Source organism: Vibrio sp. 10N.286.48.B8 (assembly GCF_003050085.1).
GTDB lineage: Bacteria > Pseudomonadota > Gammaproteobacteria > Enterobacterales > Vibrionaceae > Vibrio > Vibrio crassostreae.
Genome location: NZ_PIGD01000001.1, coordinates 185,620 through 211,839, shown reverse-complemented (window position 1 = coordinate 211,839; position 26,220 = coordinate 185,620). Strand labels below are relative to the sequence as shown.

The 26,220-nt window shown below is 44.1% G+C and carries 26 protein-coding genes; 12 read left to right on the top strand and 14 right to left on the bottom strand.

Translation table 11 applies throughout. The features are described 5' to 3' along the window. Positions 1 to 55: 55 nt before the first annotated feature. From CWO08_RS00910 to CWO08_RS00895, 4 genes are all read right to left on the bottom strand, one after another. Positions 56 to 946: a hemin ABC transporter substrate-binding protein gene (locus tag CWO08_RS00910; protein WP_102529956.1), complete on the bottom strand. Its 891-nt coding sequence runs from the start codon at positions 944 to 946 to the stop codon at positions 56 to 58. A gap of 157 nt (positions 947 to 1,103) precedes the next feature. After that, a complete protein-coding gene (locus tag CWO08_RS00905) occupies positions 1,104 to 1,517 on the bottom strand; it encodes a biopolymer transporter ExbD (RefSeq protein ID WP_102433070.1) in 414 nt (137 codons plus the stop codon). After that, entirely contained in the window at positions 1,514 to 2,215 is a 702-nt protein-coding gene (locus CWO08_RS00900) for a MotA/TolQ/ExbB proton channel family protein (RefSeq protein ID WP_048662370.1), read from the bottom strand. The genes CWO08_RS00905 and CWO08_RS00900 overlap by 4 nt, the downstream gene beginning before the upstream one ends. Before the next feature lie 2 nt (positions 2,216 to 2,217). Next, positions 2,218 to 3,030 (bottom strand): energy transducer TonB, encoded by an 813-nt coding sequence (locus tag CWO08_RS00895; RefSeq protein WP_108019499.1) that lies wholly within the window; start codon positions 3,028 to 3,030, stop codon positions 2,218 to 2,220. A gap of 161 nt (positions 3,031 to 3,191) precedes the next feature. Between CWO08_RS00895 and hutW the strand changes: the two genes are divergently transcribed. From hutW to CWO08_RS00875, 4 genes are all read left to right on the top strand, one after another. Next, entirely contained in the window at positions 3,192 to 4,601 is a 1,410-nt protein-coding gene (hutW, locus tag CWO08_RS00890) for a heme anaerobic degradation radical SAM methyltransferase ChuW/HutW (protein WP_107898378.1), read from the top strand. A 58-nt stretch (positions 4,602 to 4,659) separates the two neighbouring features. Beyond that, positions 4,660 to 5,181 carry a heme utilization cystosolic carrier protein HutX gene (hutX, locus tag CWO08_RS00885; RefSeq protein ID WP_108019497.1) on the top strand — a complete coding sequence of 174 codons (522 nt, stop codon included), beginning with the start codon at positions 4,660 to 4,662 and terminating at the stop codon, positions 5,179 to 5,181. Between the two features lie 141 nt (positions 5,182 to 5,322). Next, positions 5,323 to 5,853: a heme utilization protein HutZ gene (hutZ, locus tag CWO08_RS00880; RefSeq protein WP_048661102.1), complete on the top strand. Its 531-nt coding sequence runs from the start codon at positions 5,323 to 5,325 to the stop codon at positions 5,851 to 5,853. Between the two features lie 162 nt (positions 5,854 to 6,015). After that, positions 6,016 to 6,561: an ATP:cob(I)alamin adenosyltransferase gene (locus CWO08_RS00875; RefSeq protein ID WP_108019495.1), complete on the top strand. Its 546-nt coding sequence runs from the start codon at positions 6,016 to 6,018 to the stop codon at positions 6,559 to 6,561. A 92-nt stretch (positions 6,562 to 6,653) separates the two neighbouring features. Here CWO08_RS00875 and CWO08_RS00870 read toward each other — a convergent pair whose 3' ends face one another. Beyond that, positions 6,654 to 7,568 (bottom strand): chemotaxis protein, encoded by a 915-nt coding sequence (locus CWO08_RS00870; RefSeq protein ID WP_108019493.1) that lies wholly within the window; start codon positions 7,566 to 7,568, stop codon positions 6,654 to 6,656. 281 nt (positions 7,569 to 7,849) lie between these two features. Between CWO08_RS00870 and ppiC the strand changes: the two genes are divergently transcribed. Both ppiC and CWO08_RS00855 read left to right on the top strand, forming a co-directional pair. After that, entirely contained in the window at positions 7,850 to 8,131 is a 282-nt protein-coding gene (ppiC, locus tag CWO08_RS00860) for a peptidylprolyl isomerase PpiC (RefSeq protein WP_258185064.1), read from the top strand. Between the two features lie 283 nt (positions 8,132 to 8,414). Then, complete coding sequence (locus CWO08_RS00855; protein WP_055319368.1) at positions 8,415 to 9,821, top strand: alpha-amylase family glycosyl hydrolase; 1,407 nt, start codon at positions 8,415 to 8,417, stop codon at positions 9,819 to 9,821. A 112-nt stretch (positions 9,822 to 9,933) separates the two neighbouring features. Here the strand turns inward: CWO08_RS00855 and CWO08_RS00850 are convergent, their stop codons facing one another. The 4 genes from CWO08_RS00850 to CWO08_RS00835 all read right to left on the bottom strand — a co-directional run bounded on the left by CWO08_RS00850 (position 9,934) and on the right by CWO08_RS00835 (position 15,145). Further along, entirely contained in the window at positions 9,934 to 11,805 is a 1,872-nt protein-coding gene (locus CWO08_RS00850; protein ID WP_108019491.1) for a methyl-accepting chemotaxis protein, read from the bottom strand. 432 nt (positions 11,806 to 12,237) lie between these two features. Next, positions 12,238 to 13,608 (bottom strand): YjiH family protein, encoded by a 1,371-nt coding sequence (locus CWO08_RS00845; protein WP_107898380.1) that lies wholly within the window; start codon positions 13,606 to 13,608, stop codon positions 12,238 to 12,240. Positions 13,609 to 13,837: 229 nt separating this feature from the next. Further along, entirely contained in the window at positions 13,838 to 14,512 is a 675-nt protein-coding gene (locus tag CWO08_RS00840) for a YoaK family protein (protein WP_048661112.1), read from the bottom strand. Between the two features lie 150 nt (positions 14,513 to 14,662). Then, positions 14,663 to 15,145: a GFA family protein gene (locus tag CWO08_RS00835; RefSeq protein ID WP_170960871.1), complete on the bottom strand. Its 483-nt coding sequence runs from the start codon at positions 15,143 to 15,145 to the stop codon at positions 14,663 to 14,665. A gap of 32 nt (positions 15,146 to 15,177) precedes the next feature. Here CWO08_RS00835 and CWO08_RS00830 point away from each other — a divergent pair, with 32 nt between their 5' ends. The 3 genes from CWO08_RS00830 to CWO08_RS00820 all read left to right on the top strand — a co-directional run bounded on the left by CWO08_RS00830 (position 15,178) and on the right by CWO08_RS00820 (position 17,826). Further along, positions 15,178 to 15,831, top strand: a complete 654-nt coding sequence (locus CWO08_RS00830; protein WP_108019489.1) for a hypothetical protein — start codon at positions 15,178 to 15,180, stop codon at positions 15,829 to 15,831. Positions 15,832 to 15,956: 125 nt separating this feature from the next. Then, complete coding sequence (locus tag CWO08_RS00825) at positions 15,957 to 16,256, top strand: isoamylase early set domain-containing protein (RefSeq protein WP_017630092.1); 300 nt, start codon at positions 15,957 to 15,959, stop codon at positions 16,254 to 16,256. 277 nt (positions 16,257 to 16,533) lie between these two features. Then, positions 16,534 to 17,826: a peptidoglycan DD-metalloendopeptidase family protein gene (locus tag CWO08_RS00820; protein ID WP_048661114.1), complete on the top strand. Its 1,293-nt coding sequence runs from the start codon at positions 16,534 to 16,536 to the stop codon at positions 17,824 to 17,826. A gap of 131 nt (positions 17,827 to 17,957) precedes the next feature. Here CWO08_RS00820 and CWO08_RS00815 read toward each other — a convergent pair whose 3' ends face one another. Together CWO08_RS00815 and CWO08_RS00810 are read right to left on the bottom strand one after the other, a co-directional pair. Beyond that, a complete protein-coding gene (locus tag CWO08_RS00815; RefSeq protein ID WP_102433081.1) occupies positions 17,958 to 19,802 on the bottom strand; it encodes a bifunctional diguanylate cyclase/phosphodiesterase in 1,845 nt (614 codons plus the stop codon). A gap of 161 nt (positions 19,803 to 19,963) precedes the next feature. After that, positions 19,964 to 20,860, bottom strand: coding sequence for a LysR family transcriptional regulator (locus tag CWO08_RS00810; protein WP_048662361.1), 897 nt, complete (start codon positions 20,858 to 20,860; stop codon positions 19,964 to 19,966). A 108-nt stretch (positions 20,861 to 20,968) separates the two neighbouring features. Here CWO08_RS00810 and CWO08_RS00805 point away from each other — a divergent pair, with 108 nt between their 5' ends. The 3 genes from CWO08_RS00805 to CWO08_RS24140 all read left to right on the top strand — a co-directional run bounded on the left by CWO08_RS00805 (position 20,969) and on the right by CWO08_RS24140 (position 23,045). Then, positions 20,969 to 22,174: a multidrug effflux MFS transporter gene (locus tag CWO08_RS00805; protein WP_102433083.1), complete on the top strand. Its 1,206-nt coding sequence runs from the start codon at positions 20,969 to 20,971 to the stop codon at positions 22,172 to 22,174. A gap of 100 nt (positions 22,175 to 22,274) precedes the next feature. Then, positions 22,275 to 22,625 (top strand): hypothetical protein, encoded by a 351-nt coding sequence (locus CWO08_RS00800; RefSeq protein WP_017057980.1) that lies wholly within the window; start codon positions 22,275 to 22,277, stop codon positions 22,623 to 22,625. Positions 22,626 to 22,910: 285 nt separating this feature from the next. Continuing rightward, positions 22,911 to 23,045 carry a hypothetical protein gene (locus CWO08_RS24140; protein ID WP_004737777.1) on the top strand — a complete coding sequence of 45 codons (135 nt, stop codon included), beginning with the start codon at positions 22,911 to 22,913 and terminating at the stop codon, positions 23,043 to 23,045. A 153-nt stretch (positions 23,046 to 23,198) separates the two neighbouring features. On the opposite strand, the gene CWO08_RS00795 is transcribed toward CWO08_RS24140, so the two are convergent. The 3 genes from CWO08_RS00795 to CWO08_RS00785 form a co-directional block, all read right to left on the bottom strand. Further along, positions 23,199 to 23,816: a glutaredoxin domain-containing protein gene (locus CWO08_RS00795; protein WP_017062739.1), complete on the bottom strand. Its 618-nt coding sequence runs from the start codon at positions 23,814 to 23,816 to the stop codon at positions 23,199 to 23,201. Positions 23,817 to 23,885: 69 nt separating this feature from the next. Beyond that, entirely contained in the window at positions 23,886 to 24,776 is an 891-nt protein-coding gene (locus CWO08_RS00790; RefSeq protein ID WP_102433084.1) for a DMT family transporter, read from the bottom strand. 155 nt (positions 24,777 to 24,931) lie between these two features. Next, positions 24,932 to 25,924 (bottom strand): porin, encoded by a 993-nt coding sequence (locus tag CWO08_RS00785; RefSeq protein ID WP_102433085.1) that lies wholly within the window; start codon positions 25,922 to 25,924, stop codon positions 24,932 to 24,934. Positions 25,925 to 26,220 lie beyond the last annotated feature (296 nt).

The window sequence follows — 26,220 nt, the reverse complement described above, 5'->3', positions numbered from 1 at the left end:
TGAGTCTGTGGATAAAGGGAAGTGGGATAGCGATAGCAGAAATAGGGTAGTCGAGTTATAGCGGATAGATAAGTGCGTTTAGTCGTTTCGCTTCTGAAAGGCTTTCCAGACCAAGTCCGCCCACTAAAGCGCTGCCATTAACCGTGATGATTTGCTTGTTCATACCTGCAGGAGTTGCCGCTAACATAGGCAACGATTTAAGGATGGCGTCAGCTCCGCCCATTTTTTGGTAGCTACGGCCACTGACTAGGATCACATCTGGTTGCATTTCTACCAGTGATTCCATCGATAGTGGCTTGTATGACGTAAGGCTTTGAGCGGCAGGGTTCACACCGCCAGCCAATTCAATGATCGCGTTTGGTGAAGTCTCACCACCGGCAACGTTCGCAGGACGACCTTCATGCAGCAATAAGAAAAGCACCTTCTTCGCTTCGTTGCTTGGTACTTGGTTCGCTTTCAGTGCAGCAATCTTCTGATTTACTTCAGCTTTAACTTGCTGTGACTGTGCTTCGGTATCGGTAATCTTGGCGATTTGGTCGATGCGCTTTAATAACCCTTCAACATTTGCTTCGGTATTGACGATTTCTACATCGACCCCTGCCGATTTTAATTGAGAGATCGCGTTGTCTGGTCCCATTTCATCAGAACCAATCAGTGTGGTTGGCTCTAGGGCAAGTAAACCTTCCGCAGACAGGTTTCTGTGGTAGCCAATCTTTGGTAGGTTTTCAGACTGAGGGAAGCGACTGGTTACATCAATACCCACCAACTGTTCTTCTGCGCCAAGGGCTAAAACTAATTCTGTAACGGCACTGCCAGCACTGATGATGCGAGGTTGTTCAGCGTCGTTGGCCATTGTGGGTGATGCGCTAAGTGCCAGGCTGATTGCTGCTAATGAAAGGAAGAGTGTCTTGGTCTTTAATTTATTGAGCACGTTTAAGTTGTTCATAATATTTATCTTTATACTTTCTTGTGATGGAGAGTAATTGCGAAGATACTCAGTGAGAAGTCCGTTCGCATTGTGAGTTCGAATCTATAGAGAGGTTTAGCTCTGGCTATTTGGTCTTAGTAACTAGAGCCTAACCTCATGAAAATAGAGAGTTGTTCTAGCCATCGTCAGTGAGCAATTGAGTCGCTGGTATTCCGTTCTCTTGAAGGAATGAAAGCAACTTCACTAGGTTCTCCACGTTGGCAGCTTTATCTGCGCCAATGATGATCGGCTTTTTATCCGCAGAACCTGTCTCTTCTAACAAGGCTATCTTGAAATTTTCCCAGTCGATGTACTCTTGGCCGTTAATCGCCCAGTAGGGTTCGTGGTCTAAAATATTGACACTAATCGAATCTTTGTGGACTTCAGAAACGTTTTTGACATCCGAGCTTGGCAGCTCAACTTCTAGCGATTCCAGCTTTACCGATGCAGTAAGCAATAGGAAAACCATCACGATAAAAATGATGTCGAGTAACGGCGTTAAGTCAGGAGCCAGGCTCTGTGTGTTCGATGAGTGGGGCGTTTTAATCATGCTTGGCTCACATCACCGATAGAGGTTTTGTTGTCAGGCTTACCTTGAGTATCATCGGATTGATTCGTTTGAATCGACATGCCTTCTAGCCACACATTCACATAGTTCAGAGTATGTTCTAACTGAGCAAGCACTCGGTCAGCCCAAAGGCCTAATAGTTGTGCACCTGAAATAGCAGGAAGTGCAATCATCAAGCCTGCGGCAGTCGTTCTCATTGCTAATCCAAGACCGTCTGCCAAATCATTGGGCGTGATGCTGCCTGTTGTCGCGGCAACACCTTTGAACATTTCAATAAGGCCAAGTACCGTGCCAAGCAAGCCGATGAGTGGGCTGATCACGCCGATCAAACCAAGCAGTCTTAAACCTGCATGAAGCTGGTGGCGTTTTTCTTGTAGCCAAATGCCAGCAGCATCTTCACGCAACCCTTTTGAGAAAGAGTGGTGAGCAAGCAACATTGACACGCCCTTGTACAGTAGCGGGCGTTTATCTGAAATCGACTGAGCAAGCGCTTCAATCTCTTTACTGTTGGTTGGTGAGATTTGGTTTAGCTCACGACGAATGGCTCGTTTGCCCACACCAATGCTGAGCATGACTTGGAATACACGCTCTGCGATGATCATTGCTGTTAGTGCTGAACAGATAAGAAGAGGCCAAGTCATTAAGCCCAGCTGATCTTGTAAGTAACTGATTTGTTGCATGATTAATCCAACCTAAAACGAACAGGTATTTGTACTCGGTGAGCAATCGCTCGACCATTGACAGTATGAGGTGAGAATTTCCATTGTTTAATGGCGTCTAAAGCGGCGTTATCGAGCATTAGTGCGCCTGATGAATTTACTAATGCTTGTTTAATTTGTTTGCCTTCTGCGTCTAACCAGATCTCATAAGTTGCAACACCTTCAACGCCACGACGTCTGGCTTGGCGAGGATAATTCGGCGGTGTAGGGCGTGCAGAAAAAGAAGGCTTAGTGACTAGCACTGGCTCTTGGTTTGATACGCCTTGGTTTACTTCCTGAGGTTGGTTGGCAGACTCGTCCATATTCTTATCGACTTTCTTGTCGGCCAACTTCTCTGCTTGAGTGGCTGGTTTCAGCTCTGGGTGTTCTCTCTTAACTACCTTTTTCTCAGTCACTGGTTTCTTTTGAACTGGCTTTTTCTCGACGACCTTCTTCTCAATTACTTTTTTCTCAACTTTCTTTGACTGAGGCTTATTGGTGAGTGCTTTTTTCTTTGGGGTTGGCTTAGCTTGCTTTGGCTCAACCGTTTTTGGTTCGACTGGTTTAGGTTCGGCTTGCGAGACTGTTTCTTTTACTGGCTCTGGTTCAACAGGTTCTGTGATTGTTTTTTGCTGAGCTTGTGAAGGAATGCTCTTAGGAGTGAAGTTGATCGATACCGTGCTCGATTGGCTACCTGCAGGCATCGCAAATACTTTGGATTCTTGAGCGACAAACAACAACGCTGCATGAATCACTAACGATGCTCCGCCTGCAATAACATATCTAGGAACGTTCACAGTCAATCCTTTACCAAATCAAAATTCTGTATCGGATTATTGCTTAGAATCTAAATAAGATCAATTATCAATTGCATTATCATTTGCGTGTATCTATGCTTCTCTCAGTTTTTAGCGAATAGTCTTCCAGGCTTTGCTATGTAAGTGTTTAGAGAGATTATATGAGTCTTGATATTTATAAATTTGACGAATCAATCTTGGGTGTTTCTAGCCCTGATCCGCTTCGTTTTGCGTTTGCCAAAAAGCACTCTGCACACGCCGGAGGAAGTTCAATTCCGGTCGACCCCAGTAAGAAGTTAGAACTCTTTGATGAACTGATGCTAAGCGAAGGGGAAAAACAGGATAAACGTTGCCTGTATATCCACATTCCTTTCTGCCGTGTGCGCTGTACGTTCTGTAACTTCTTCCAAAATGCTGCAAGCCGAAAATTAGTGGATGAGTACTTCGATGCTCTGATGGTTGAGTTAAAGCAGAAAGCCAAAACGCCTTGGGCTCAGTCTGGATTATTTCATGCTGTTTATATCGGCGGGGGAACCCCAACCGATTTATCGCCTAAACAAGTCGAGTTATTAGGCAAGGCTATCCGCCAACACTTCCCACTCGCCAATGATGTGGAAATGACCTTAGAAGGGCGCATCAATCGATTTGGCGACGAGATGTTTGATCGTGCGCTTGAAGGTGGCTTCAATCGTTTCTCATTCGGTATTCAAAGTTTCAATACTCAAGTTCGACGCAGTGCTAAACGCCTAGATGACCGAGAGGTTGTGCTAGAACGTATCAGTTCACTAAGCCGTACTGAGCAAGCACCAATCGTTCTTGATTTGCTATACGGATTACCACACCAATCTATGGAAGTGTTCCAACAAGATTTAGAAGACTACATGTCTACTGGCGCACACGGCATTGACCTCTACCAACTGATTGTTGCGGGCAATGCACCTATGCTTAATCTTGTTGAGAAAGGAAAAATCCCACCGCCTGCGAATACGCCAGATAAGGCGAGTATGTACTTGGCGGGTGTGGAGTTCATGGCAAAAAATAAGGTCAAGCAACTGAGCGTAAACCACTGGACTCGTGATAACCGCGAACGCAGCATTTACAACAGCTTAGCGAAAACTTATGCCGAGGTTCTACCCATTGGTTGTGGCGCTGGTGGCAACATCGGCGGTCATGGTGTGATGCAGCATCGAACTTTAGACAGCTACATGGAGTCTATAAAGCAAGGTCAATTACCTATTGCCATGATGACGAAACAAAGCTCATTAGAGCCTATCTTCTCAACATTAAAGGCAGGTTTCGATTCTGGTGTTGTTAGAAGAAGTACGTTGCCGACCTTTATGGGACAAGACACGTTCGATTACTTGAAGCCTCTGTTCTCACATTGGGAAAAGAATGGCTTGGTTGAGCTTTCGGAAGATTATCTGAGCCTGACTGTTGCTGGCAGCTTCTGGGCAGTAAGCCTCGCTCAGAGTGTGATTCAAGTGCTTAACGCTGAATATCAAGCGATGCACCCAGCGCCGAAAGCGTCAGGTTCGGGCGTTCACCCGCATGCAAGCTTGAAGCACGCTTAATATCGAATTTTAAATTTAAAACTTACGTAAATTACTCGTTTATACGGAAATATATTCAATGACAGATACAACATTAGAAATGACAGAAACTCTAGAACAACGTGTCGCTCGCATTCTAGAAGAAGAACCAAAACTGCTTCCTACTGCGATTGCTGAGAAGCTAGGTGTTTCAGAAGTTGAAGTGGTAGCTGCTTTTCCAAACGACATGGCAGTGATGCTAGATGGCAGCCGTGCTCAAGAAATTCTAGAAGGATTAGTGGGTTGGGGCCCTGTGACCACAATCGTGCATTCATTCGGCTCAATCTTTGAAGTAAAAGCGCCGTTCCCTAAAGGTAAAGTAGCGCGTGGTTACTACAATCTGATGGGCAAAGAAGGCGAGCTTCATGGTCACCTGAAACTCGACAACATCAAACAGATCGGTTTGGTGAGCAAAGCGTTCATGGGTCGTGAAAGTCATTACTTCGGTTTCTTCAGTGAAACGGGCGAGAATATTTTTAAGATTTACCTAGGCCGCAACGAAAAGCGTGAGCTGATTGCCGACCAAGTAAAACGCTTCAAAGTGCTAAAAGAACAAGCTTAAGCACAGTTAACGGCAAGCTTAACTAAGGTTGCCAACTGGCTTAAACAAGACATCAATGCTCGAGGATCGTTTAGTTCGCTAATGATCGCTCAACCTCGGGCAAAAATAATAAATCAGAGAAAGTGAATAAAGGAATTACCCATGGAACAGCAAGTAAAACAAGAACGTCTACAAGGTCGCCTAGGTCCAGAAATTAAAGAGTTTCGCCAAGAGCGCCGTACCCTTCAACTTGCAACGGTCGACGAAGAAGGTCGCCCGAACGTAAGTTACGCGCCTTTCGTTCAGAACCAAGAAGGTTACTTTGTTCTAATTTCTGATATTGCTCGTCATGCTCGTAACTTGAAAGCAAACCCTCAAGTCTCTTTGATGATGATTGAAGACGAAGAGAGCTCGAAGCAGCTTTACGCACGTAAGCGTCTAACGTTTGATGCGCAAGCGAGCGTTGTAGAACGTGAAACGGAGCTTTGGACTCAAGTTATCGGCCAGATGCAAGAGCGTTTCGGCGAGATCATCGATGGTTTGAGCCAGCTTCAAGATTTCTCTCTGTTCAACCTTAAAGCAGATAACGGACTGTTCGTGAAAGGTTTTGGTCAAGCATATCAAGTATCAGGCGACGATTTGGTGGATTTCGTTCACCTGCAAGAAGGCCACAAAAAAGTGTCTAACGAGTAATCTCGTTTAACCTACTTCTTCAGGAGCCCTCCAATGTGAGGGCTTTTTGCTATCTCATTATCAAGCAGGGAAACTGCGGGTCTTTTAGCTAATAAACTCAGACTCAATCAAAGAGTTTGGTATATTGGCGTTTGATGATTATTTATGTGTAAGGATCGGTACGTGAAACCAGTAAGTCGAGATTGGGACGAGTTCTGTTACCCATTTATCTATGAAGACAGTCCTATCTGTGATTTTGAGATTTTGTCGGATGAACTTTGTTGCCGAGTTGGGCTGGTGTTGTCTTTAGAGCTAGAGCCTCAGGTTCGCGAGATCCTGCAACGCTTGCAGCCAAACATCTATCACTTGAATGCCTCTGTGCGCGGTAAGCTTGCCATCACCGAATTTGAATTGGTCGAGCTCAAGCAAGACTATCATCGTATCCGTGAGCAGCTAGAAGGTGGTTTTAAAGGCTTTGTTTTACCCGGTGGGCACCGAGTGTCTAGCGAGCTTCACTTGTGTCGCTGTCAGGCTAAAAAGGTCGTGCGAGCGCTGGTCAGTATTGAACACCATGAAAGTAAAAAGTCGCCAGCCCCGATTCTTTTCAAATACGCCAACTTAGTCGCGAATACACTCTATGCATTGGCGTCTTTCACTAATCATGTAAATGAAGTCGAGGAAGTGGAGTTTGTGAGTAAGAGCTATTCTATGCCAACAAAGAAAGGCTAACGGTTGGCTCTATTCTCATTCCGGTTGGAATACATAACAGACAAAGAAGCTAAACAACGAGTTGATACTTGGTTTAGCTTCTAAAACAGAGCCTAAGCAGCCGTAGAGGCGTCGTTTAATACTTTTGCGCCGCGTAACATGGCTTCGATTAATTCGCCCGCGTTAAACTTCTCAAGCGCTTCATGTGCCCCCACCTGATTGGCACGGTCAACACAGATTTCACTGGACAATGATGTGTGCAAAATACAGTAAGCGTGACTTAGAGCGCTGTCGTTTTGCACTTCAAATGCAAGCTCATAACCATCTAAACCTGGCATCTCGATATCACTCACCAGAAGATCAATGGCATTGCCAACGCTGGCTTGGCGTCGCATTAGATCAATGGCATCTAAGCCGTTGTTACAAATACTGTAAGGGATGTTGATGCTGTCTAAGGCATCTGATAACTGTTTACGCGCAATCAAAGAGTCATCTACCAATAAGATGTTCAACGCTTTGAGACGCTCTCTTTCTACATCGGTCAGCATAGGGATATGTGCATTCTCATAATCTGGGTAGATCTTAGAAAGCAGCAGTTCCACGTCGAGCATTTGTACAATACGGTCTTCAAAACGCGTAATACCCGTTACAAAAACATTGCGACCCACACTGGTGGGTGGAGATTCAATACTCTTCCAGTCGCATTCAATGATCTTATCAATCGAACGAACCAAGAACGCCACAACGGTTCTTAAACAGTCGGTGACGATGAGTACGCAATCTTGGTATTCAGCGGGTGTTATCGGACGGAAGCCAATCGCAGCGGACATATCAATCACAGGAACCGTAAGGTCGCGGATAGTCACTGTACCAATCACGTGATGATGAGAGTAGGGGATCTGAGTCATCGGCTGAAAAGGGACGATCTCTCTGACCTTAAGCGTGCCAATCGCAAAACTTTGAGTGAGGGATAACTTGAACATCAACATTCCCTGTGACTGACTCGCTTTACTGATCGGTTTGGCCATAAGTGGCTCCTACTTAATACGCGCTTAATTTATAAGGATTAATTTAAAGGGAAATGGAAGCCGCAGCAAGTCGCGATGCGGTTTTTAGTGGCCTTTAAGGCAGTTGTTTTCGCTTATAGAGTGAAGAATAGCGGTTCTTGGGTTAAAATCACGCTAAACGCTGGCTGTCGATGGATTTATGTCGATAAGCCGTTAGCGGCAAACAGATTTACAACAGTCAGTTCATTAGCGATGTTCAAAGCAACCGTCGAAAGTAAACTGGCAGCAACAAACTGAGAATTATCATGGCAAGAACAGCAGCAGCGCTTCATATTTTGGTGAAGCATAAAGAACTAGCAGAAGACATCATGACGCAGCTTAAAAAGGGCGCTAAATTTCAAACGCTAGCGAAGAAACATTCAACCTGTCCATCAGGTAAAAAGGGCGGCGACCTAGGCGAGTTCAAAAAAGGTCAAATGGTGCCTCAGTTTGATAAGGTTTGTTTCTCTGGCGAGACGCTAGTACCACACCTTGTGAAAACAAAATTTGGTTGGCATGTGGTTAAGGTTCTTTACAGAACTTAGCAATAAATATGTGATAGATTGAATAAAAGGAGCGTATATACGCTCCTTTTTTGTGACTTTTTTGCGCGTTTTAAAGCAATACGGTTGAGTGTTCATCCCAGACGTTATGCGATAATTAGCGCTACGCCCTTAACTATCCGCCGTGACTAATCGTTGGGAGGAGGAGGGTTTTTAATGAGTAACTCATATAATAAATGCCATTCTTAAGGAAATTTATGCAGCTTTGCCTTTTAGCCTTTGTATTTATCTAGAAAGCTGTAAACGAGTTTGGTAGGAGAACACCATGGAGAGTTCAGCTATGTTAAGCAACCCAGCGACAGATGTCATATTGCATGCCTTTGACTGGTGCTACGCTGACGTAATGAAGAACGCCCCACTGATCCAAGAGTTGGGTTATAAATCTGTTTTAGTTTCACCAGCAATGAAGTCATTACGTGGTCCTAAAGGCTGCGATCGAGATTCTGGTACTCAATGGTGGCAACGCTATCAGCCGCAAGACTATCGTGTGATTGATAATCAGTTGGGTGACACACAAGATTTTAAAGCGATGGTCGACACGTTAAAGCAACATGGGCTTCGTACCTATGTAGACGTCGTGTTTAACCACATGGCCAACGAATCGGGCATCCGCGGCGATTTAACGTACCCCAACCAGCAAGACATGACGTCTTATCAAAAAGATGCTGACTATTACGAATCGATCCGCTTGTTTGGTGATCTTTCTAAGCCTTTATTTGATGAAAACGACTTCGTGGAAGCGTTTGGTATCAAGAACTGGAAAGACACTTGGGAAGTGCAAAACGGACGTATTACCGGTGGCGCTAGCGATCCTGGCCTGCCAACGCTGTTGGATAACGATAATGTGGTTGCGCAACAGCGAGCGTATCTAAAAGCCTTGAAAGCGATTGGTGTGAAAGGATTTCGCATTGATGCGGCAAAGCACATGACACTAGCACACCTACGTAAGGTGTGGACTGATGACATCTGCGAAGAAATGCACATCTTCGGTGAGATCATTACCGATGGCGGTGCGACAGAAGAAGAGTATGAGCTTTTCCTTGAGCCATACCTTAAACACACTCGTTTAGGGGCGTACGATTTCCCGTTGTTCAACACCATCTTCAAAGCATTTGAAGAGCAGGGCAGCTTTAAGTCTTTGATTAACCCTTACTGTTTTGGTCAAGCTCTGTCGAACATGCGAGCTATCACGTTTGCAGTAACTCATGATATTCCAAACAACGAGGTGTTTTTGGAGCATGTGATGGAGGAAGTGGACGAGCGATTGGCTCATGCTTTCATTCTTGGTCGAGATGGCGGTGTGCCACTGGTTTACAGTGAATTAAGCACCAGTGGTATTTTAGATGAGAATGGTCAGCCTCGTTGGCTTAACGATTGGCAAGCACCTTACATGAAAAACATGATTCAATTTCATAACCATGTTCATGGCGAAGCGATGCGTGTGGTTGAAGCGAATGATGATTTGCTGGTGTTTGTTCGTGGTGATAAAGGCATTGTGGTGATCAACAAGTCGAAACGAAGCAAAACAGCCTCATTAAATTGGACTGGTGCAGTGACCGATTTATTGTCTGGAAAAGTGTTCGACTGTGTTGGTAAGGACTTAACAATTAAGGTTGAACCCAACCAGTGCATGATGTTGACGACGAACGAATTGAAGCCTGTCATGAGTTAACTCGGATAGGCTAGAAAGAGAAGCCCCGCTTACTGGTAATTAGTAAGCGGGGCTTTTTATTTGAAGCTGTTTATTAGTTACTAAACAGAGTGCTAGTTTAACGGTAAGACGGTTAAACCGTAAACTTGTTCAATAGCTCGTCTTGTTGGCGAACATTGTCCGTTTGAACCTGCATTGCTGTGTTCGCTTCTTGAGCCGCGTGTGACACTTGTGTTGAAAGGTCTTTGATCTTAACTGTGTTGTTATTGATCTCTTCCGCTACCAAGCTCTGCTCTTCTGCTGCTGAAGCAATCTGAATGTTCATATCTGAGATGCGTTGAATCGCGTCTCGGATGCGGTCAAGTGAAGAGTTGGCTTGCTGAGCGCGTTCAACGGCGTCAGTTGCGGTATCTTTACTTTGATTCATCGCGTTCGATACCGAACTTGCACCTGCTTGGAGCTGCTCAATCATGTTGCGGATTTCAGTGGTCGATTCTTGAGTACGCTGCGCCAGTGTACGAACTTCATCGGCTACGACTGCGAAACCACGGCCTGATTCACCAGCACGAGCCGCTTCTATCGCTGCGTTCAATGCCAGTAGGTTGGTTTGGTCTGCAATATCATTGATTACCTTGAGAATCGTTTCGATGTTTGCTGTTGCTGATTCAAGTACTTGTACTTCAGCAACGGCTTGGTCGATGCGCTCAGATAGGTTATCAATCGCTTGAGTGGTGTCACTAACTACAGAAGTGCCGTCTAGCGTTGCTTCGTCAGCTTCACGAGCCGCCGCCGCCGCACCTTGAGCATTATTGGCGACTTCTGTTGCCGTAACCGCCATCTCGTTCATTGCGGTTGCTAGCTGTTCAAGCTCTTGTAGTTGCGTATTCATCGCGTTTGCTGATTCGCCTGCACCTTTAACGGTGATTTCAGTGCCACGCTTAATCTCAACACCAATCGCTTTCGATTGAATGATTTGATTTTGCAGGTTTTCAGTAAAGGTGTTGAAGCCTTTCGCCAGGTCAGAGAACTCTTGGTCGGTATTGGTATCTAGGCGCTTAGTTAGGTCGCCTTGTCCGCTCGCGACATCTTGAATTGCTTGGTTAAGCGCATCAAGTGGACGCATTAATACACGAATCAGAACAGTCAGGGCGATGATGCTAAGAATAACGGCAATCAATGAATAGATCATTGAGCTGTTTTTCAAGTCTTCAACGGTTTGGTAAGCGATCTCTTCGTCAAGGATGGCACCTATGTACCAATCTTCACTCGGAATGTGCGTGAAATTAACCAAGAACATTTTACCATCGACTTCAATTTCCTGAGAGCCTTCACGAATAGTCGCTTGAGGCATGTAGCTTGAAAGCGATTCACCGTTGTTTTTCGCATTCGGGTGAGCAATCGTGGTGCCGTCAGCAGTGACTAGGAATAGGTAACCCGCGTCAAACAAGTTTACTTGGTTGACTAAGGTCGCAAGGTTGGTCAGTTCTAGGTCGTAGAACATACCTGCAGTAAAGCGGCCGTTGTCTTTAACTGGCGTACCTACTGAGATGATGACTTTTTTGCTTGATGCATCCACGTAAGGAGCGGTCACGACTAAACTGTTTTTGGATTTAGCATCAATGTACCAAGGACGGATTCGCGGGTCGTAATCTGGACCTGCATCCCAACCATCGTCATTCTCAATAACGAAACCGTTTGCTTCATAACCAAAACCAACCGCTAGGAAGCTGTTTTTAAGCTTTGGCTTTTCTAAGATTTCTTTAACGTAAGCGCGATCTTCAGGGTTGATCTCGATGACTTCAGTCGTCGATTGAGCCAAGGCTTTCTTGGCGTTCATCTCTGATTCGACGGTGTTTTTAACGCCGGAGACCATCTCTTTTAGGCTCGCATTGACGTGGTTTTCTACAGCGCTTCTTACGGTGTAAAGTTGTTGTATTGAAAGCAATGATACTGTCACTAGCAGCAAGGCTGATGATGCAGCAACCACCTTATGGCTAAATTTCATTGAGTTTTCCCCTTCTTACAGGCTTTGCGAAGACTAAAGTTAATTGTGTTTTTGTAATTATATATATCGACTAGATTGAATTTTACTTGAATGTAATTTCACAAAATAGACTACAAAAATACAACAACCTAAACAATACAAAATTCACTAAATCACATATTGGTTACTTTTAGTATTTGGTTCAATGGGTTGAAGAATTGATCTGTCTGGAGGTGGAAGAAATTAATAATGTATTAATTTTGTGTTTATGTATGTAGTTCTCGATTTAAAAGAGGCCGGGGTAAAATTGATATGAAATCGAGTGATATGCCAGCTTTATATATTTCTGAGGTTTTGAGTTGACGTGTGAATGTATTCCGTACAAAAAAAAGCCCCACAAAAGTGAGGCTTATAATTCTTTCTGCTTATTTACTTATATAAGTAGCATCTAATTTAGAATATTAGGTGAGCTACACCAGCGATAACTGGAAGCGTAATTAACGTACGCAGAATAAAGATAATAAACAGTTCCAAGATGTTCACTGGGATCTTACTGCCTAGAAGTAGAGCGCCTACTTCGGACATGTAGATTAGTTGAGTTACCGACATTGCTGCAATAACAAAGCGAGTCATCTCGTTGTCAATAGAAGCTGCAAGGATAGCTGGGATAAACATATCCGCAAAACCAACAACAATAGTCTCCGATGCAGCAACGGCTTCAGGTACACCAAGTAACTCTAGGAATGGAATGAAAGGCTGGCCTAGGAACGAGAATACAGAAGTGTATTCCGCAATCACCAACGCCATGGTACCTAGACCCATAACCACAGGCAGTACACCAAAGACCATATCTACAGCATTGCGAACGCCTTCGCCAAATACAGATTTAGCCGACTTCACTTGTGATGCTTTGTTTACCGCTAGCTCAAGACCCCAAGAGAATGTTGAGTGACCCGCTGGGATTGCATCAGCGTCTTTGTGCGGCTTGCTACCGTCAATGAAGGTGTCTTTCTTCATGCTTAGTGGTGGAAGACGAGGGATGATTACCGCTGCAACAATACCCGCCAGGCAGATTGCTGCGTAGAAAGGTAGGAACAAGTGCTCCAACTCTACTTGTGCAATTACCACAAGGCTAAATGTAATCGATACTGCCGAGAAAGTCGTACCAACAACTGCAGCTTCACGCTGAGTGTAGAACTTCTTCTCGTACTGTTTGCTGGTAAGAAGGATACCAACGCTGCCATCACCTAACCAAGAAGCCATACAGTCGATAGCACTACGACCTGGTAGGTTGAAGATAGGGCGCATGATTTTACTTAATAGGGTGCCAAACAGCTCTAACAAACCGAAGTTAAGCAGCAGTGGCAGTAGTAAGCCAGCAAAAATAAATACTGAAAATAGAGTCGGTAGTAGCCCTTCTAAAACTAAGCCACCAGTGTTCTCTTCCCAAATAAATTCAGGACCGACTTGGAAGAAAGCCATGAACGCGGCTGCACCGCCAATTAAACGAACTAACAACCATAGTGGAGACGGGTTGAAAAGACCGTTTAAGAATGAATTCGATGTAATGAATGCAGGCTTGAAAATGGTGCTTAAAACGGAAGCTAAAGACATGAAGGCAACGATTGCAGTGATAATAGCAACTAGAGACTCACCGAAAACCGCTTGAATTGATTTGGCTAGAATAGCGACAGGGATCGTTAGATCACCTTGGTAGCTGATTGGTGCCATGAAAAGGAATAAACCAATCAGAGATGGGATTAAGAAAACCCAGAAACTGCCTTTAGATTTCTCTGGTTGAGCAGTATTCGTGTTGTTAGACATGTTAATTGTTCTCGTATTTCTACATGTAAAAAAGCCACATCCTTGGCGTTTTTATTCTCTAAACATCCGTATTTTCTCACTGGCTGCAAGATTACCCAGTATTGATAGCGCTTGCAATACTATTCATCAAATATCGTTAACTATTCACACTGGTTATTCTGCAACTCATTAAGAGTTTAGAATAAAGTGTTGCGAATGTTACGTATTTTGAGGATATATTGCCAGATATTTATAAATTGATTGGAGTTTCAGTTCGATAAGTCAGGTAGAACCAGTAGCTAAGTGCGATAATGAAGGCGAAAGAGGCAGGGAAGGCCAGTGCCAAAATTTCGAAGCGTTGGAACAGACAAGCGCCACTTAAGCCGCCAAATAGGAAGCCAACGACAATGAACATCAGCAGTTTGGCCTTACGGCGGTCAAAAGGCATTCCTTTTAAGCGAGCGCCAATCATGATCCCAAGATCGGTAATGATCCCACTCATGTGTGTTGTTCGAATGATCGCCCCGCTGTAAGTGGTGATCATCGCGTTCTGCAGACCACACGCGGCTGAAGCGAAATACTGGCCTGAAGTGTAGCCTTGCAACAGTGCCCACAGCGCTAAGAACAGTAATCCACCCTCTATACATAAAGCAACACCGTAACGGCGGCCTAGCTTCAGGGCTTGGTTTTCAATAAAGAACCCACTGAAAGCTGCACCTAACATAAAGCTCATGATCACCAATAGAAGGTGCACAGATGCCGAAGTTGGGGTGAGTAGGCTGCTGCCGAGTAAAGACATGGTGCCCGAGATGTGGGAAATGGCTTGATGCTGGAAACCAAGTAACCCAATAGCATTTACGCTACCAGCAAGGCCTGCTAACAGTAAGGCGCCGTATTCAACCCAGCGAGGTAGCTTAGAAATCATGTGGTTCACCCTGGGTTAGAAAGAGGAGCAGATTATAACGCTAGCGAAAAGATACGCTAGCGTTGTGGGGCGTTGATATTTGATCTTAGGCAACAGTATTGCAGTTTGCTCTAATACTGTTGCTATATAAAGATAACGGTCAATAGCGAACTAGTTGTAATGGCTCATTTGGTGGTCGAACTTAACCCATCCATGTTTGCGTTCTTCATAAACCGAAAAGCTTGGCAGTGGGAAGTCTTGCTCTTTAAATAATCCGAGCGGGACGATATAAAAATCGGCGGCGGCAACCGACTGCAAAAGCATGGTGGTGCCACACTTGGGGCAAAACTGATAGGTGACTTCATTACCTGTATCGCTAATGCGTGAGAAAGAGGTCACTTCACCGCTGAGTGTGATTTGCTCCATTGGAAACCGAGCCTGAACACCGAATACACTTCCGGTGCGTTTCTGACACTCATAGCAATGACACATAGAGGTGCGTTGAGGTTCGCCTCGGCATACTAGGTTGACTGCTCCACAGCGGCATTCGCAACTTCTGATATTTCTATCTTTAATATGATTGATATCCATCCATGCTCCACTTCTGGTTAACCCTGTATTGATAATTATACTAAAGCCCTTTATGGTCTGCACAACTGGATGAAAACAAAAGAATATAATTGCTCATGAAAAAGAAAATCTTACCTATTCCTCTGATTCTACTGATTCCAATTGTCATGTTGTTTGTGGTGATAGTAGCGGGTATTTATCGCTTTAGCTTAAGTGATGAAGAGATCTTGGCGAAGCTTCCTTCTTCTCAAGTGAGTTATGACCCAGTTGTAGAAAACGTTTTTGATTTGAAGACGACCAACCCATGGACAATTAAAGTTCCAGAAACTAACGCCTACGCTTTTATCAATGAAGTCGATGAACCTAGAGCAATCGCGTTTGGACGCTATGACTCAGGGGTTGAGCGCGGTGTGATAACGGTAGACACCAATAACCTTTCAGCTGTCACGCTGGGTAAAGCGAGTTTCTTTGTCGCGCCGATGTGGATATCTAACCAAGGCAGTGGTGTATTCTATTACCTTGGTTTGTTTAAACATGATCAGCAACGAAGCCGTGTCGTGTTAGTTGACCAGCTTTTCTTAGGCGATCGCGTGCAAATTCAGACTTTGGATGTCACTCAGCAGCCACATTCGCAATCACAGAAAAAACTCACAGGGGAAGGTTTTATCGGCTTTACTCAGCATTCTGCGGAACAATCCTTTGCAGAAGCCCCTTCTGAAAAGGTGTTGATGAGCTTTTCTTTTGATACGCAATCAATTGGTAAGCAATAGCGTTTTCGTTTGTGCAAGGATTTGTTGTTTATGTGAGCCAAATTACATATTATCTTAATAAGATGAATGAAATTTAGACACTTTTTATGCTTGTGTCTGCTTACTTTTACAAATGGAGCTTGCGAATGATTAATAAACGTTTTTTTAAGACGAAAGATGAAGTGGAAGTGACCTTCGAGCTAGAAGCTCAAGAAGCGAACTCTGTATCGATTGTTGCTGACTTCCTTGACTGGAAAGCTACCCCAATGAAAAAACTGGCGAAGGGGAAGGTTTACAAGTTTAAAACTCGTCTACCTAAAGATGGCGAGTTTCAATTCCGCTACCTAGTTGATGATCAACAATGGGTAAACGATTCGAATGCCGACCGTTATATTCCAAATGAATTTGGTGAAGACAACTGCCTAGTGTCGACGGTTAACGCTTAACCACTTTATAATAACTAGCGACTAATTTGCTTCGTGTATTAATTAGTCGAAACGGAATAACGCCAACCTATCGAAAGCAGAAATTAGCCGTTTCTGCTTTTTTATTTTTAAATTTAGCGGTTAATTTTATTTCTCGTTAAATGGTACTACATCTACGGCAACTCAATGACTTAACCTGTATTGGGCAGATTCACATCATATTATGACAATGCATTGATGATTTATGCGTTTGAAAAGCATATCCTATGCCTTTATATCGTAGAAAGACCTGTTTACCGTGTATTCAAAAATATTTTCCTCTCCGTTTGCCGAGCTTTCACCTGTAAAAAAAGTAGCAATTTTAGGACTGCCGCTTATTGCAGCGATTGGAGTTGCTCTGCAATCTTCACAATCAAATTTGACGAAAACGATCGAGCTTGATCTACCAGACTCAACCGTTATTGAGTCAATTCTGTCACCTTCTTCTGTTACCGTTATTGAGCCGCCGACATTTGAGTATCAAATTCAATCTGGTGATAACTTGAGTAGCATCTTCACGCAACTTGGATTTTCTTATAAATCGATGATGAGCGTGATGGAAACCGATTTGAACTTCCTTGCTTTAGATACGCTTCGTCCGGGTAATACATTACGCTTTTGGCGTGATGAAGCGACCAGCGACCTTTCTAAAATGGAACTTCAATTTAGCGTCGCGGACAAAGTGGTTTATCGACTGCTTGATGACGGCAGCTACGAATTCGAAGACATCTCTATTCCGGGTGAATGGAAGCAAAAGCCTTTAGTCGGTGATATTCAAGGCAGTTTTTCGATGTCAGCGAACAAGGTTGGTCTCAACAGTCTTGAGATTGACCATATTGTGACGCTTCTTAAAGACAAGTTGAACTTTAGCCGAGATCTGCGCGCTGGCGATCAGTTTGAAGTGCTTCAAAAAGCTCAATATGTTGATGGTGTTGCAACCGGCAAACGTGAAATTGAAGCGATTAAAATCATGAATCGTAACCGTGTTGTTTCTGCGTACTTACATACTGATGGGCAATATTACGATGCCAATGGCGATAGCTTACAACGTGCTTTCCAACGTTACCCTGTGAGCAGTGGTTGGCGTCAAAGTTCTCAGTTTAACCCTAAGCGATTACACCCTGTGACAGGCCGAATTTCACCGCACAACGGTACAGATTTCGCGACGCCAGTTGGTACGCCGGTTCAAGCAACGGGTGACGGTAAAGTAATTATGACGCGTAAGCACCCATATGCGGGTAACTACGTGGTAATTCAGCATGGCAGCACATACAAAACACGTTACTTACATTTGAGTAAAATCCTCGTACGTAAAGGGCAAACGGTATCTCGTGGGCAGCGTATTGGTTTGTCTGGTAAAACTGGCCGAGTGACAGGCGCGCATTTGCACTATGAGCTGATTGAACGTGGTCGTCCTGTCAATGCAATGACAGCAAATATCCCGATGGCAGATTCTGTGCCTAAAAAGGAAAAAGCGACGTTTGTAGCTGCAAGAGATGAAGCTGACAAGCTGTTAAAGGTCGCTTTAGAAGCCCAACCTAATAACAGCTAGTTAGGCTCTTTGAGATAACCCTGAATAAGGCTGTTATTTATCAAGCAGCTAATTAAAACCGCGAGAGCATCACTCGGAGTAGAGTCATGTTCTCGCGGTTTTTTGATCCTAGCTCAATTAAAGGGAGCGCTTTAAGCCAAAGGCTCCGAATGAGTAACATAACTGACGATAGCTTCAGGTCGCATTGGTGGCGAGTAGAGGTATCCTTGGATCTTGTCACATCCCATTGCGTGCAGCTTTTCTAATTGCTCACGCTTCTCTACGCCTTCCGCAACCAATGACACATCGAGCCTATGAGCAAGCTGGATAATCAGCCAAACAACGCTCTCTGAGGTTGAGTTGGTTAACAAATTACGGATAAAGGTGGCATCAATTTTAATGCAATCTATAGGGTAGCTGTGAATGTAATTCAAACTGGAGTAACCCGTACCGAAATCATCGAGCGCAATGGTGAAGCCTTGTCCTCTAAGGAAGTTAAGTGCCGATTTTGTCTCTTGGGTTGGAGATAACAGGACCGTTTCGGTTAACTCAATAACAAACTCATCAGCTTTAAAGTGATGTTGTTCAATGGTTCGAGTCAGATAGGAAATATAGCGCTTAGAGTCGGTAAGCTCATGAGCAGAACAGTTTATCCCAAGCTTAACCTTGTAACCTAAGCCTTGTTCTAATGCGGTTTTCGCGCGGCACACTAATTCAATAATACGCTCACCAAGCTCGACAATTAGCCCAGACTCTTCAGCCACTTGAATGAACTCTACTGGCGATATGTCACCGTGTCTGGCGGTCTTCCAGCGAGTCAGTACCTCGAAATATTCCCATTGCGTCTCGCCTTGGCCCACAATGGGTTGCACAACTACGTACATTCCATTGCTATCGGGGATATAGCTTTGTGAAATCGGATTTTCCAGTTCACTTCGCAGCGCAGCGACTAGCTCGGTTTTTCTTTGGTAGCGAACTCTTAAGTGAGTGTCATAACATTGGATATGGGTATCTTGGCTGTGTTTGCACTCTTTAAGCGCCAAACTGGTGTTGAAAATGATTTGCTCAACGTCCTTGTTATCCCCATCTGAGCGGGCAATGCCGATACTAACGTCGAAATCGATTTTGATATCAACGTTACTATAACCTTGCTTTATCTTGTCCAGTATTTGCTCGCAAACGGCTATCGGGTCTGAATGATAGGTAATGAAAGCGAACTCATTGCCAGCAGTCCGGAAAGTCAGGTTGCTTTCAGGCAAGGTTCGACGCAAAGTCTCTGCTACATATTGGAGAACCTTATCGCCAATATAGTTGCCGTGCATGTCATTGATGGCCTTGAAGCTATTGATGTCGAGCAGAGCGAGTGAGAATGGAGTGACGCTCTGTTGAGTGATCGACTCTAGGGTATCCGATAAACAGCTTCGGTTTAGTAACCCCGTTAAACTGTCGTGTGACACTTCGTAACTGAGTTGATTCACCAGTTGCTCAGAACGGTCGTTGAACCACATTTCACGCAAGGTGTGGATGATGATATCGGCGAATAATTGGTGGTGTTTTATCACGGCTTGTTGTTGGTCTGGACTAAGAGGCGAGCTAAACGTAGAGAACAACACGCCCATCACTTCACCACTTTGGGTACGAGTAGGAATAGCGATCGAGTTCTGCGAGGTTACTTCCTGCCTAAATGCTGATGTCGGTAATGACTGGACGACGTACTGAGCGAAAGAGCAATCTGGGTGTCTTTGATTAACCGCTTGCTGGTAGATATGCCCATGACGAGCATTGATTTTGTCGTGCAGTACATGGTCCGAATGAGCAATTACCAGAGGAACAACTTGGTCTGGAAAGTATTTTTTCTCAATGATACTGGTGTATTGAGTACCAAAGGCTTGGTGCAAAGTAAGTACAGCCGACTCTAAAAGGTCGATACCTTCCAACTTCAGTAAACGTCCGATGCGCTCAGTGTCTATCATGCTGTTGTGCGTATGTTGAGTCATAGTCACCATCCCTAGTTAACCAGATTCAGTGTATAAGCCGTATGTGTATGCTCTTGTTTGTACGATCTTGTAACTGCGCAGTATTAAGTTTTACTATCAATATGCGTCTAGTTTATTATTGGTCGTGTTGTATAACTTTTCAAATTAAAATGTGACTTATTTCACAGAGCCTGAGTGCTGCGCTCTTTGTCCAATCTATCTTTCAAATGGTCCAAAAACAGCTTGGTTCGTGTATGTGAGTAGTCAAGCTTAGGGTAGTACGCGTAAACCATCACTTCGTCGGCTGTTATATTTGGTAATACTGGAACCAGTGTCCCTTGTTTAAGATCCTCTTTGATCATTGCTTTGATGGTTAACAGTACGCCCATTCCTCGCTTCGCGGCATGAAACAAAGCCTCAGGGTTGGTGGTCGCAAAGTTACCGTTCAAAGTGATGCGTTGTCCTTTAGTTAGTGTGACTTCACGGGTTGGACGCTCTCCCCAGATCAAGGAGTTGTGTTGTTCTAAGTCCTGTTCGCTTGTGGGGTAACCATGTTTGGCCAGATAACTCGGCGCAGCATAGAAACTGGCCTTGTGTTCAAACAGCGGTGTCTTCTTGAAGCTTAACGAGTTGAGTTGTTCCAGTTCACGACTGATCACCAGATCTAAGCCCAGTTCTGGTAATTGTCCTGGAGTGGTCGTGATCAGCTGCACCTTAATGTCTGGATACTTTTCTAAGAAGTCGTCCATGTATTGCACGAGAAACTTAGAGCCAACCGCAATTGTCGCACCTATCTTTAATAAGCCTGCAGGGGTTTGGTTAACCGAGCGAGTCTCATCAATAATGGACTGCCAATTGTCGAGCTGATCTTTGGCTCTCAGGTAAAAGAGCGCACCGGCTTCGGTTTGGCTAATTGAGCGTGTGGTGCGCTTTAAAAGTTGAGTGCCAATGCGCTCTTCCAACCAGTTTACTCTTTTGCTGATCGCTGAGCTGGTGGTATTGAGTTTACGTGCAGCGCCATTGAAACTGCCTTCTTCTACAACTCTAACGTAGCTCTTTACGTTGAGGATCCAATCCATATTGTTTCCTGTTAGGACTTAATTAAATTCCAATTTGGTTAATTATCAATTACTAGTTTTGAATATAAACTTATATCATGAATAAATATCACACGAATAGGGAATTTTTTGAGCCAATCGACCTTTAAAAAAACGCCGTTACTCTTAGCAATGATGATTATTGCCACGGGACAGGTGGGTGTGAGCATCTACTTGCCGTCATTGCCGTTAATTGCTGCTGACTTAAGTGTTACCCAAGTGGATGTGCAACTGCTCGTTACGCTGTTTCTTGTGGGTTTTGGCTTGTCTCAGCTATTTTACGGACCGATGTCCGATGCAGTGGGAAGACGACCTATTTTCTTGTTAGGCCAGGGTGTTTATTTGATTGGTACTGTCGTTTGTGTCGTGTTTTCTGACAATATGACGGCGCTAGAGGTTGGCCGCTTGTTGCAAGGTTTAGGGGCGGGCAGTGCCTCGGTGTTAGGACGAAGTGTGCTTCGCGACAGTTATGATGGCTCTCAGCTTACCAAGGCGCTGTCTTATATCTCGATCACCGCTTCGATCATGCCGATCATCGCGCCAGTATTTGGTGGTTGGATTTCATTTCACCTCGGTTGGCAGGCGGTGTTCCTGTTCGTTCTGATGTACTTATTGGCGATATTTACGCTAGGTTACTTTGTTCTTCATGAAACTTTGCCATACGGAAAGAGTCGCTTTGATGCCTGCCAAGTGGTGAAGAACTACGGACGTTTGTTGACCAATCGCCAAGTGTTAACCAGCGCCAGTTACAACTGGATGAGCTATATGGCGAGTTTGGTTTCGTTGTCGTTGTTTCCATTCTTAATGCAAGAGCAATTAGGGCTGACCGCCGCTGAATATGGCTCATTGATGATTGTTCCTTCGGCGGGCTTATTGATCGGTAGCGTCGCTTTAAACTTACTCAATCGTAGGTTTAGTACGCCTCAATTGATGAGCCTAGCTATCTTGATCATCTTGGCTTCAGGAGCTTGGCTTCTTACTCATGAATTATCCATTTTTAACTTAGTTTGGGCGTTTACTTGGTTGGCGATAGCACAAGGGATTTCGTTCCCTCTATCGATCAGCATGTTATTAGAGCCTCATAAGAAGCAAGCGGGCGCCGTCTCTGCGTTGTCAGGCTCAATTCAGATGTGTTTGGCGGGTTTACTCGGTGGGTATTTAGTAGAGAGTTGGGTGACGACTCATCTACAGTTAGGCGCGTTCTACCTCATTATTGGTGCAGCTATGGGGGGAGTGCTTTGGTCTTCAACCAAAATGAACAAGAAAGGCGATACTGTTGAAATGAAATATAGCTAAATGTCAAATTCACTATCGTCTAACGCACCATCGTTAATACGTTGTATTTGTGCTGATGGTTTTCTACAATGCTTCGGTCCATTGAATAGGTAAAAACAAAATGCAGCAAAATGAATTTGAAGTACTGGTAAAAGCTATCTGCGCGCTAGATGGCCTGCCTCAAGCGCTTGAGCTATTGAAATCCAATGAGGATACAGAAGTCGCAGAGGCTGCTGCATCACTGACTGGTCAATTTGCACTAGCTGAAGTGGAAGGCGAAAAGCGTATTTACCACGTGACGCTTCAAGAAAATGAACAAGGCGAAGAGCAAGAGTACATCGAACATGTCATGAATGAAGGCGATGACTTAATCAAATTTGCAGCTTGGTTCTTTGAAACGATGTTTGAATTGAAGCAAAAAGACACATACCAAATTGCCGGTAAGACTTACAGACAGCCAAAGCGCAGCTAGGTTTCTCAGTAAAGTATTTTAGAAAGCAGCTCTCTTGAGCTGCTTTTTTTATGACTGTCTAGACCAATGTTTTGGATTGTTCATAGGGATAGAGCATTAAGGCCAAACCGGGCTTCACGTTAACTCATTGATATACTGATATAATCCCGGTCTGCGCAAAGACAAAAACAGGCTTACTGCAACTGCATTGATTATTTTGCAATAAAGTGTGATTTGGATCTTGTTTTTGAGCATTTTAAGTGTAAAATCCGCGCTAAAGAAAGTTGATTAAGTGCGGAGATAAGCATGAATTACGAACTAGGCCACGCATACTTGGGTCAAATGGCAGCAAAAAACATGATGCACGAAGCAATGTACGGCAAGTCAAAGCCTAAAAAAGCATCATTTATCAAGCGAATGATGAAGAAAATGGCTAAATAAGCATTTTCAGAAACGGAATTTTAAAAGGCCTTAAACTCGATGAAGTTTAAGGCCTTTTTCGTTTTAGCGATTGGTGAAAGGTATCGCTTTGTTTTGTTGTGGATGGACACAAAAAACACAAATTACGCTTCTGACTAATGGCTATTAATTAATTCAGCCTGCAGATTGATTGGACAGGTCGACCACATTATTAGGAATGCTATCTAAGCCATTCTCTTTCATCCATGCTTCCAAGTTATCAGCCCCGCCGATGTACTTACCATCAAGCCAGATTTGAGGAACGGTGACCGGTGTTTTCTCACCGATGTGCGCTTTTACCTCTGGAATCATGCGATACAAAGCTGCGCTGTCTTTTACGACATCGTGGTATTGGTATTCGACACCCGCTTCATCAAGCATTTTCTTCGCCTTAACGCAGAATGGGCAGGTTGCTTTACCATAAACAATATTGCCTTTTAGGCTGTCTCTTTTGGTCCACTCTTTAATGACCGATTGAATCAGAACACCGCGATTTAGAGCTTCGCCTTGGCTTACTACCTTGCCTTCAACAACAAGGATCGGAGCATGCCAAGAACCCAGCTTTAAAGGTTCCCACCAGTGAGATAACCAATCTTTCACTTCTAGTTCGACATCAACGTCAGCCAATTCATTCTCAAAAGTGTCCTTAAGAATGTCTTTGGTAAGGGTACATTCTCCACATGGGATATTTACTTTAAATGGACCCCAGCTGCCTGCCCAGCGGTATAGTGTAATCTTGACTGGTTTCTTCATGGTTACGACCTCGCTTAAAATTCTCTTATCAATATAGAACGGACAGTAGAACTATTTATTTCATCGACTCTAAACTTTCTTAACTTTCGCCGGTTTTTTTGTTTCCCAATGGGTAATGAACGCAACTGACGCAATGATAATCGCAGCCCCTAGCCATAAACGACCTGGTGGAACCCAACTGAATACCAGCCAACCAGCCAAGACATTTAGAGGTAATTTCGCGTGATCAAACGGTTGAACGAAAGAGGCATCTGCCACCGAGTATGCTTTTACAATAGCCCACTGAGCCAGTGCTGTCATAATACCGATAACGATTAAGATAGCCCAAATAGTTCCGCCACTTGGCATTTGCCAATCAGGAACGGCCAGCAAGATGTTAAATGGCGTAATCAATAGCAGAAGGTAAACCACCATGGTGGAAGGGCTGTCTTGTGAAGAAAGCTTTTTCACCATCAGTGAGTAGCATGCCCAAAAGAAAGCCGCACCAACGGGTAACAACGTCGCCCAGCTAAAGTCTTCAGCCCATGGCTCTAGAATCACCATAGCACCTGCGAAGCCTGCTAAGGTTGCACCCCAACGAGCTGCGCCCACTTTCTCTTTTAGGAAAAGACCAGAACCTATGGTTGCAAACAGTGGCGAAGTCATAAGAAGGGCTATGCCTTGCCAAATCGGCACAGGGTAAGCCAGCGCCCAAATCCAAAGTTGGATACCAATAACCGATAGGAAGACACGGAATACGTGTAGCTTGAGATTATCAGTTTTTAGTGCTCGTCGAATTCCCAATGTTTTTAGATAAGGAAGAATAGCGAACAATGCAATTGAATACTGAATGACGGCAACGGTAGTAGAAGTCAGTCCGAAATGAATGCTAGCGATTTGAGTTAGGCTGTTGATCAAAGCAAAGGCTAAACCAGCGGTTAGCATCCAGCTAGCGCCTTGAATCGGATGGTGTTGTGACATGATGCTTCTAATTATTTGATGTGGTTCACCTATGATACGGATTTAGCACAATGAAACCAGAAAAAGCATTGATGAAGTTAGTCAGAATATTTGAATATGAAAAAAGGTTGAGCCATTGCCCAACCTTTTTAGCCTTCATCTAAAGTAAATTTAGATTAGAAGTCGTAGCGTACACCTAGGCGAAGCGTATCTTCACCTTCAGTTGTTAGTCCTGTAGTTACGTCTTTCACTTCATCTAAGCCATTGATGTAGTAAGAAAGGTATGTACGGAAGTTGCTGTTTAGTTTGTAGTAGCCAACAAGCTCGATACCATCTACAGAATCGGCTGTAGAACCGTTTGCCGCTTCATTTTCTTGGTATGTGTATACTGCTGCAGCAGAAACTTGCTTAGTGATTTTATATTGTGCTGCGAATTCCATTGCAGTGAATGACTCAGCGATAGGGCCAACGGCTTTATCGTTTAAGTCACCCGTTGAGTAAGTTGCTGCTAGGTAAAGGTTATCTAGTGAATATGCTAGGCCAGCAAGGATTTGGTTTGCGCTTCCGTTACCTGCACCTAGATCTTGACCAGAGTATGCAAGACCAAGGTCTAGACCGATTGGCAATGAATAAACACCAGAGATGCCGTAGCCATCAGTGTCTTTTGCACTGTTTGCTTGGTAAGTTGCTTCTAACTGAAGAGCATCAAAGCCACCGCGGTATGCAAATACGCTATCTTCTTTATCCGAAGCTGCATCGATTAATTGTTGAACACCAGAGAACTCAGTGATATCTGTAAAGTCAGATACGATGACTGAAGCCATGTCTTGGCGACCTACAGAGACTGCTTGTCCATCGAAATCCACACCAGCGTACATGTAACGGTTATCAAACTCGCTATCGCCAGTGCTTTGCTCTGCTTCGTAGAAACCGAATGCAGTAACAGTATCGGTAAGTTCTGTTTTACCGCCAAGGTTTAAACGGAAACGAGTTTTATCTTCCATTGTACCTTCAACTTCGGCACCACCTGAACCGATGAAGTCGCCACGGAATTCCGCACGACCGCCAATCTTAAGCTCAGTGCCGTCAGAGCTGTAAACTGTTGCTGCTAGAGAAGAACCTGAAACTAGTGCTGCTACCACTGAAGAAGCTAGAACTGCCTTTTTCATAATCACTTACCTTGTATTTTAAAATCCGTGAGCAATGCGCTCTCCGTTTCGATATGAAGCTAATTTAGAGCAGATAAATTAAGCTTTCATTTCCATAAAATTACATTTTCGTGAATGGGGAACTTTTTAGGTGTTGATTTTATTGCACTTTCATTTCATTTGGCTGAGCGGTTTGTGAATAATTATCTAAATTGGAAATTTTAGAACCGCTATCTGTACGAGTTTTACTTTGAAAGAGATGAGGATGTTATGAGTGAGTTCTATGGGCTGAACTGCAGCTGTTAAATCGATTAACT

What these genes read in the sequence shown, in the direction of transcription:
- CWO08_RS00910 (WP_102529956.1), bottom strand. Translation starts at nt 946, where the DNA reads ATGAACAACTTAAACGTGCTCAATAAATTAAAGACCAAGACACTCTTC.
- CWO08_RS00905 (WP_102433070.1), bottom strand. Translation starts at nt 1,517, where the DNA reads ATGATTAAAACGCCCCACTCATCGAACACACAGAGCCTGGCTCCTGAC.
- CWO08_RS00900 (WP_048662370.1), bottom strand. Translation starts at nt 2,215, where the DNA reads ATGCAACAAATCAGTTACTTACAAGATCAGCTGGGCTTAATGACTTGG.
- hutW (WP_107898378.1), top strand. Translation starts at nt 3,192, where the DNA reads ATGAGTCTTGATATTTATAAATTTGACGAATCAATCTTGGGTGTTTCT.
- hutX (WP_108019497.1), top strand. Translation starts at nt 4,660, where the DNA reads ATGACAGATACAACATTAGAAATGACAGAAACTCTAGAACAACGTGTC.
- hutZ (WP_048661102.1), top strand. Translation starts at nt 5,323, where the DNA reads ATGGAACAGCAAGTAAAACAAGAACGTCTACAAGGTCGCCTAGGTCCA.
- CWO08_RS00870 (WP_108019493.1), bottom strand. Translation starts at nt 7,568, where the DNA reads ATGGCCAAACCGATCAGTAAAGCGAGTCAGTCACAGGGAATGTTGATG.
- CWO08_RS00855 (WP_055319368.1), top strand. Translation starts at nt 8,415, where the DNA reads ATGGAGAGTTCAGCTATGTTAAGCAACCCAGCGACAGATGTCATATTG.
- CWO08_RS00850 (WP_108019491.1), bottom strand. Translation starts at nt 11,805, where the DNA reads ATGAAATTTAGCCATAAGGTGGTTGCTGCATCATCAGCCTTGCTGCTA.
- CWO08_RS00845 (WP_107898380.1), bottom strand. Translation starts at nt 13,608, where the DNA reads ATGTCTAACAACACGAATACTGCTCAACCAGAGAAATCTAAAGGCAGT.
- CWO08_RS00840 (WP_048661112.1), bottom strand. Translation starts at nt 14,512, where the DNA reads ATGATTTCTAAGCTACCTCGCTGGGTTGAATACGGCGCCTTACTGTTA.
- CWO08_RS00830 (WP_108019489.1), top strand. Translation starts at nt 15,178, where the DNA reads ATGAAAAAGAAAATCTTACCTATTCCTCTGATTCTACTGATTCCAATT.
- CWO08_RS00825 (WP_017630092.1), top strand. Translation starts at nt 15,957, where the DNA reads ATGATTAATAAACGTTTTTTTAAGACGAAAGATGAAGTGGAAGTGACC.
- CWO08_RS00815 (WP_102433081.1), bottom strand. Translation starts at nt 19,802, where the DNA reads ATGACTCAACATACGCACAACAGCATGATAGACACTGAGCGCATCGGA.
- CWO08_RS00810 (WP_048662361.1), bottom strand. Translation starts at nt 20,860, where the DNA reads ATGGATTGGATCCTCAACGTAAAGAGCTACGTTAGAGTTGTAGAAGAA.
- CWO08_RS00800 (WP_017057980.1), top strand. Translation starts at nt 22,275, where the DNA reads ATGCAGCAAAATGAATTTGAAGTACTGGTAAAAGCTATCTGCGCGCTA.
- CWO08_RS24140 (WP_004737777.1), top strand. Translation starts at nt 22,911, where the DNA reads ATGAATTACGAACTAGGCCACGCATACTTGGGTCAAATGGCAGCAAAA.
- CWO08_RS00795 (WP_017062739.1), bottom strand. Translation starts at nt 23,816, where the DNA reads ATGAAGAAACCAGTCAAGATTACACTATACCGCTGGGCAGGCAGCTGG.
- CWO08_RS00790 (WP_102433084.1), bottom strand. Translation starts at nt 24,776, where the DNA reads ATGTCACAACACCATCCGATTCAAGGCGCTAGCTGGATGCTAACCGCT.
- CWO08_RS00785 (WP_102433085.1), bottom strand. Translation starts at nt 25,924, where the DNA reads ATGAAAAAGGCAGTTCTAGCTTCTTCAGTGGTAGCAGCACTAGTTTCA.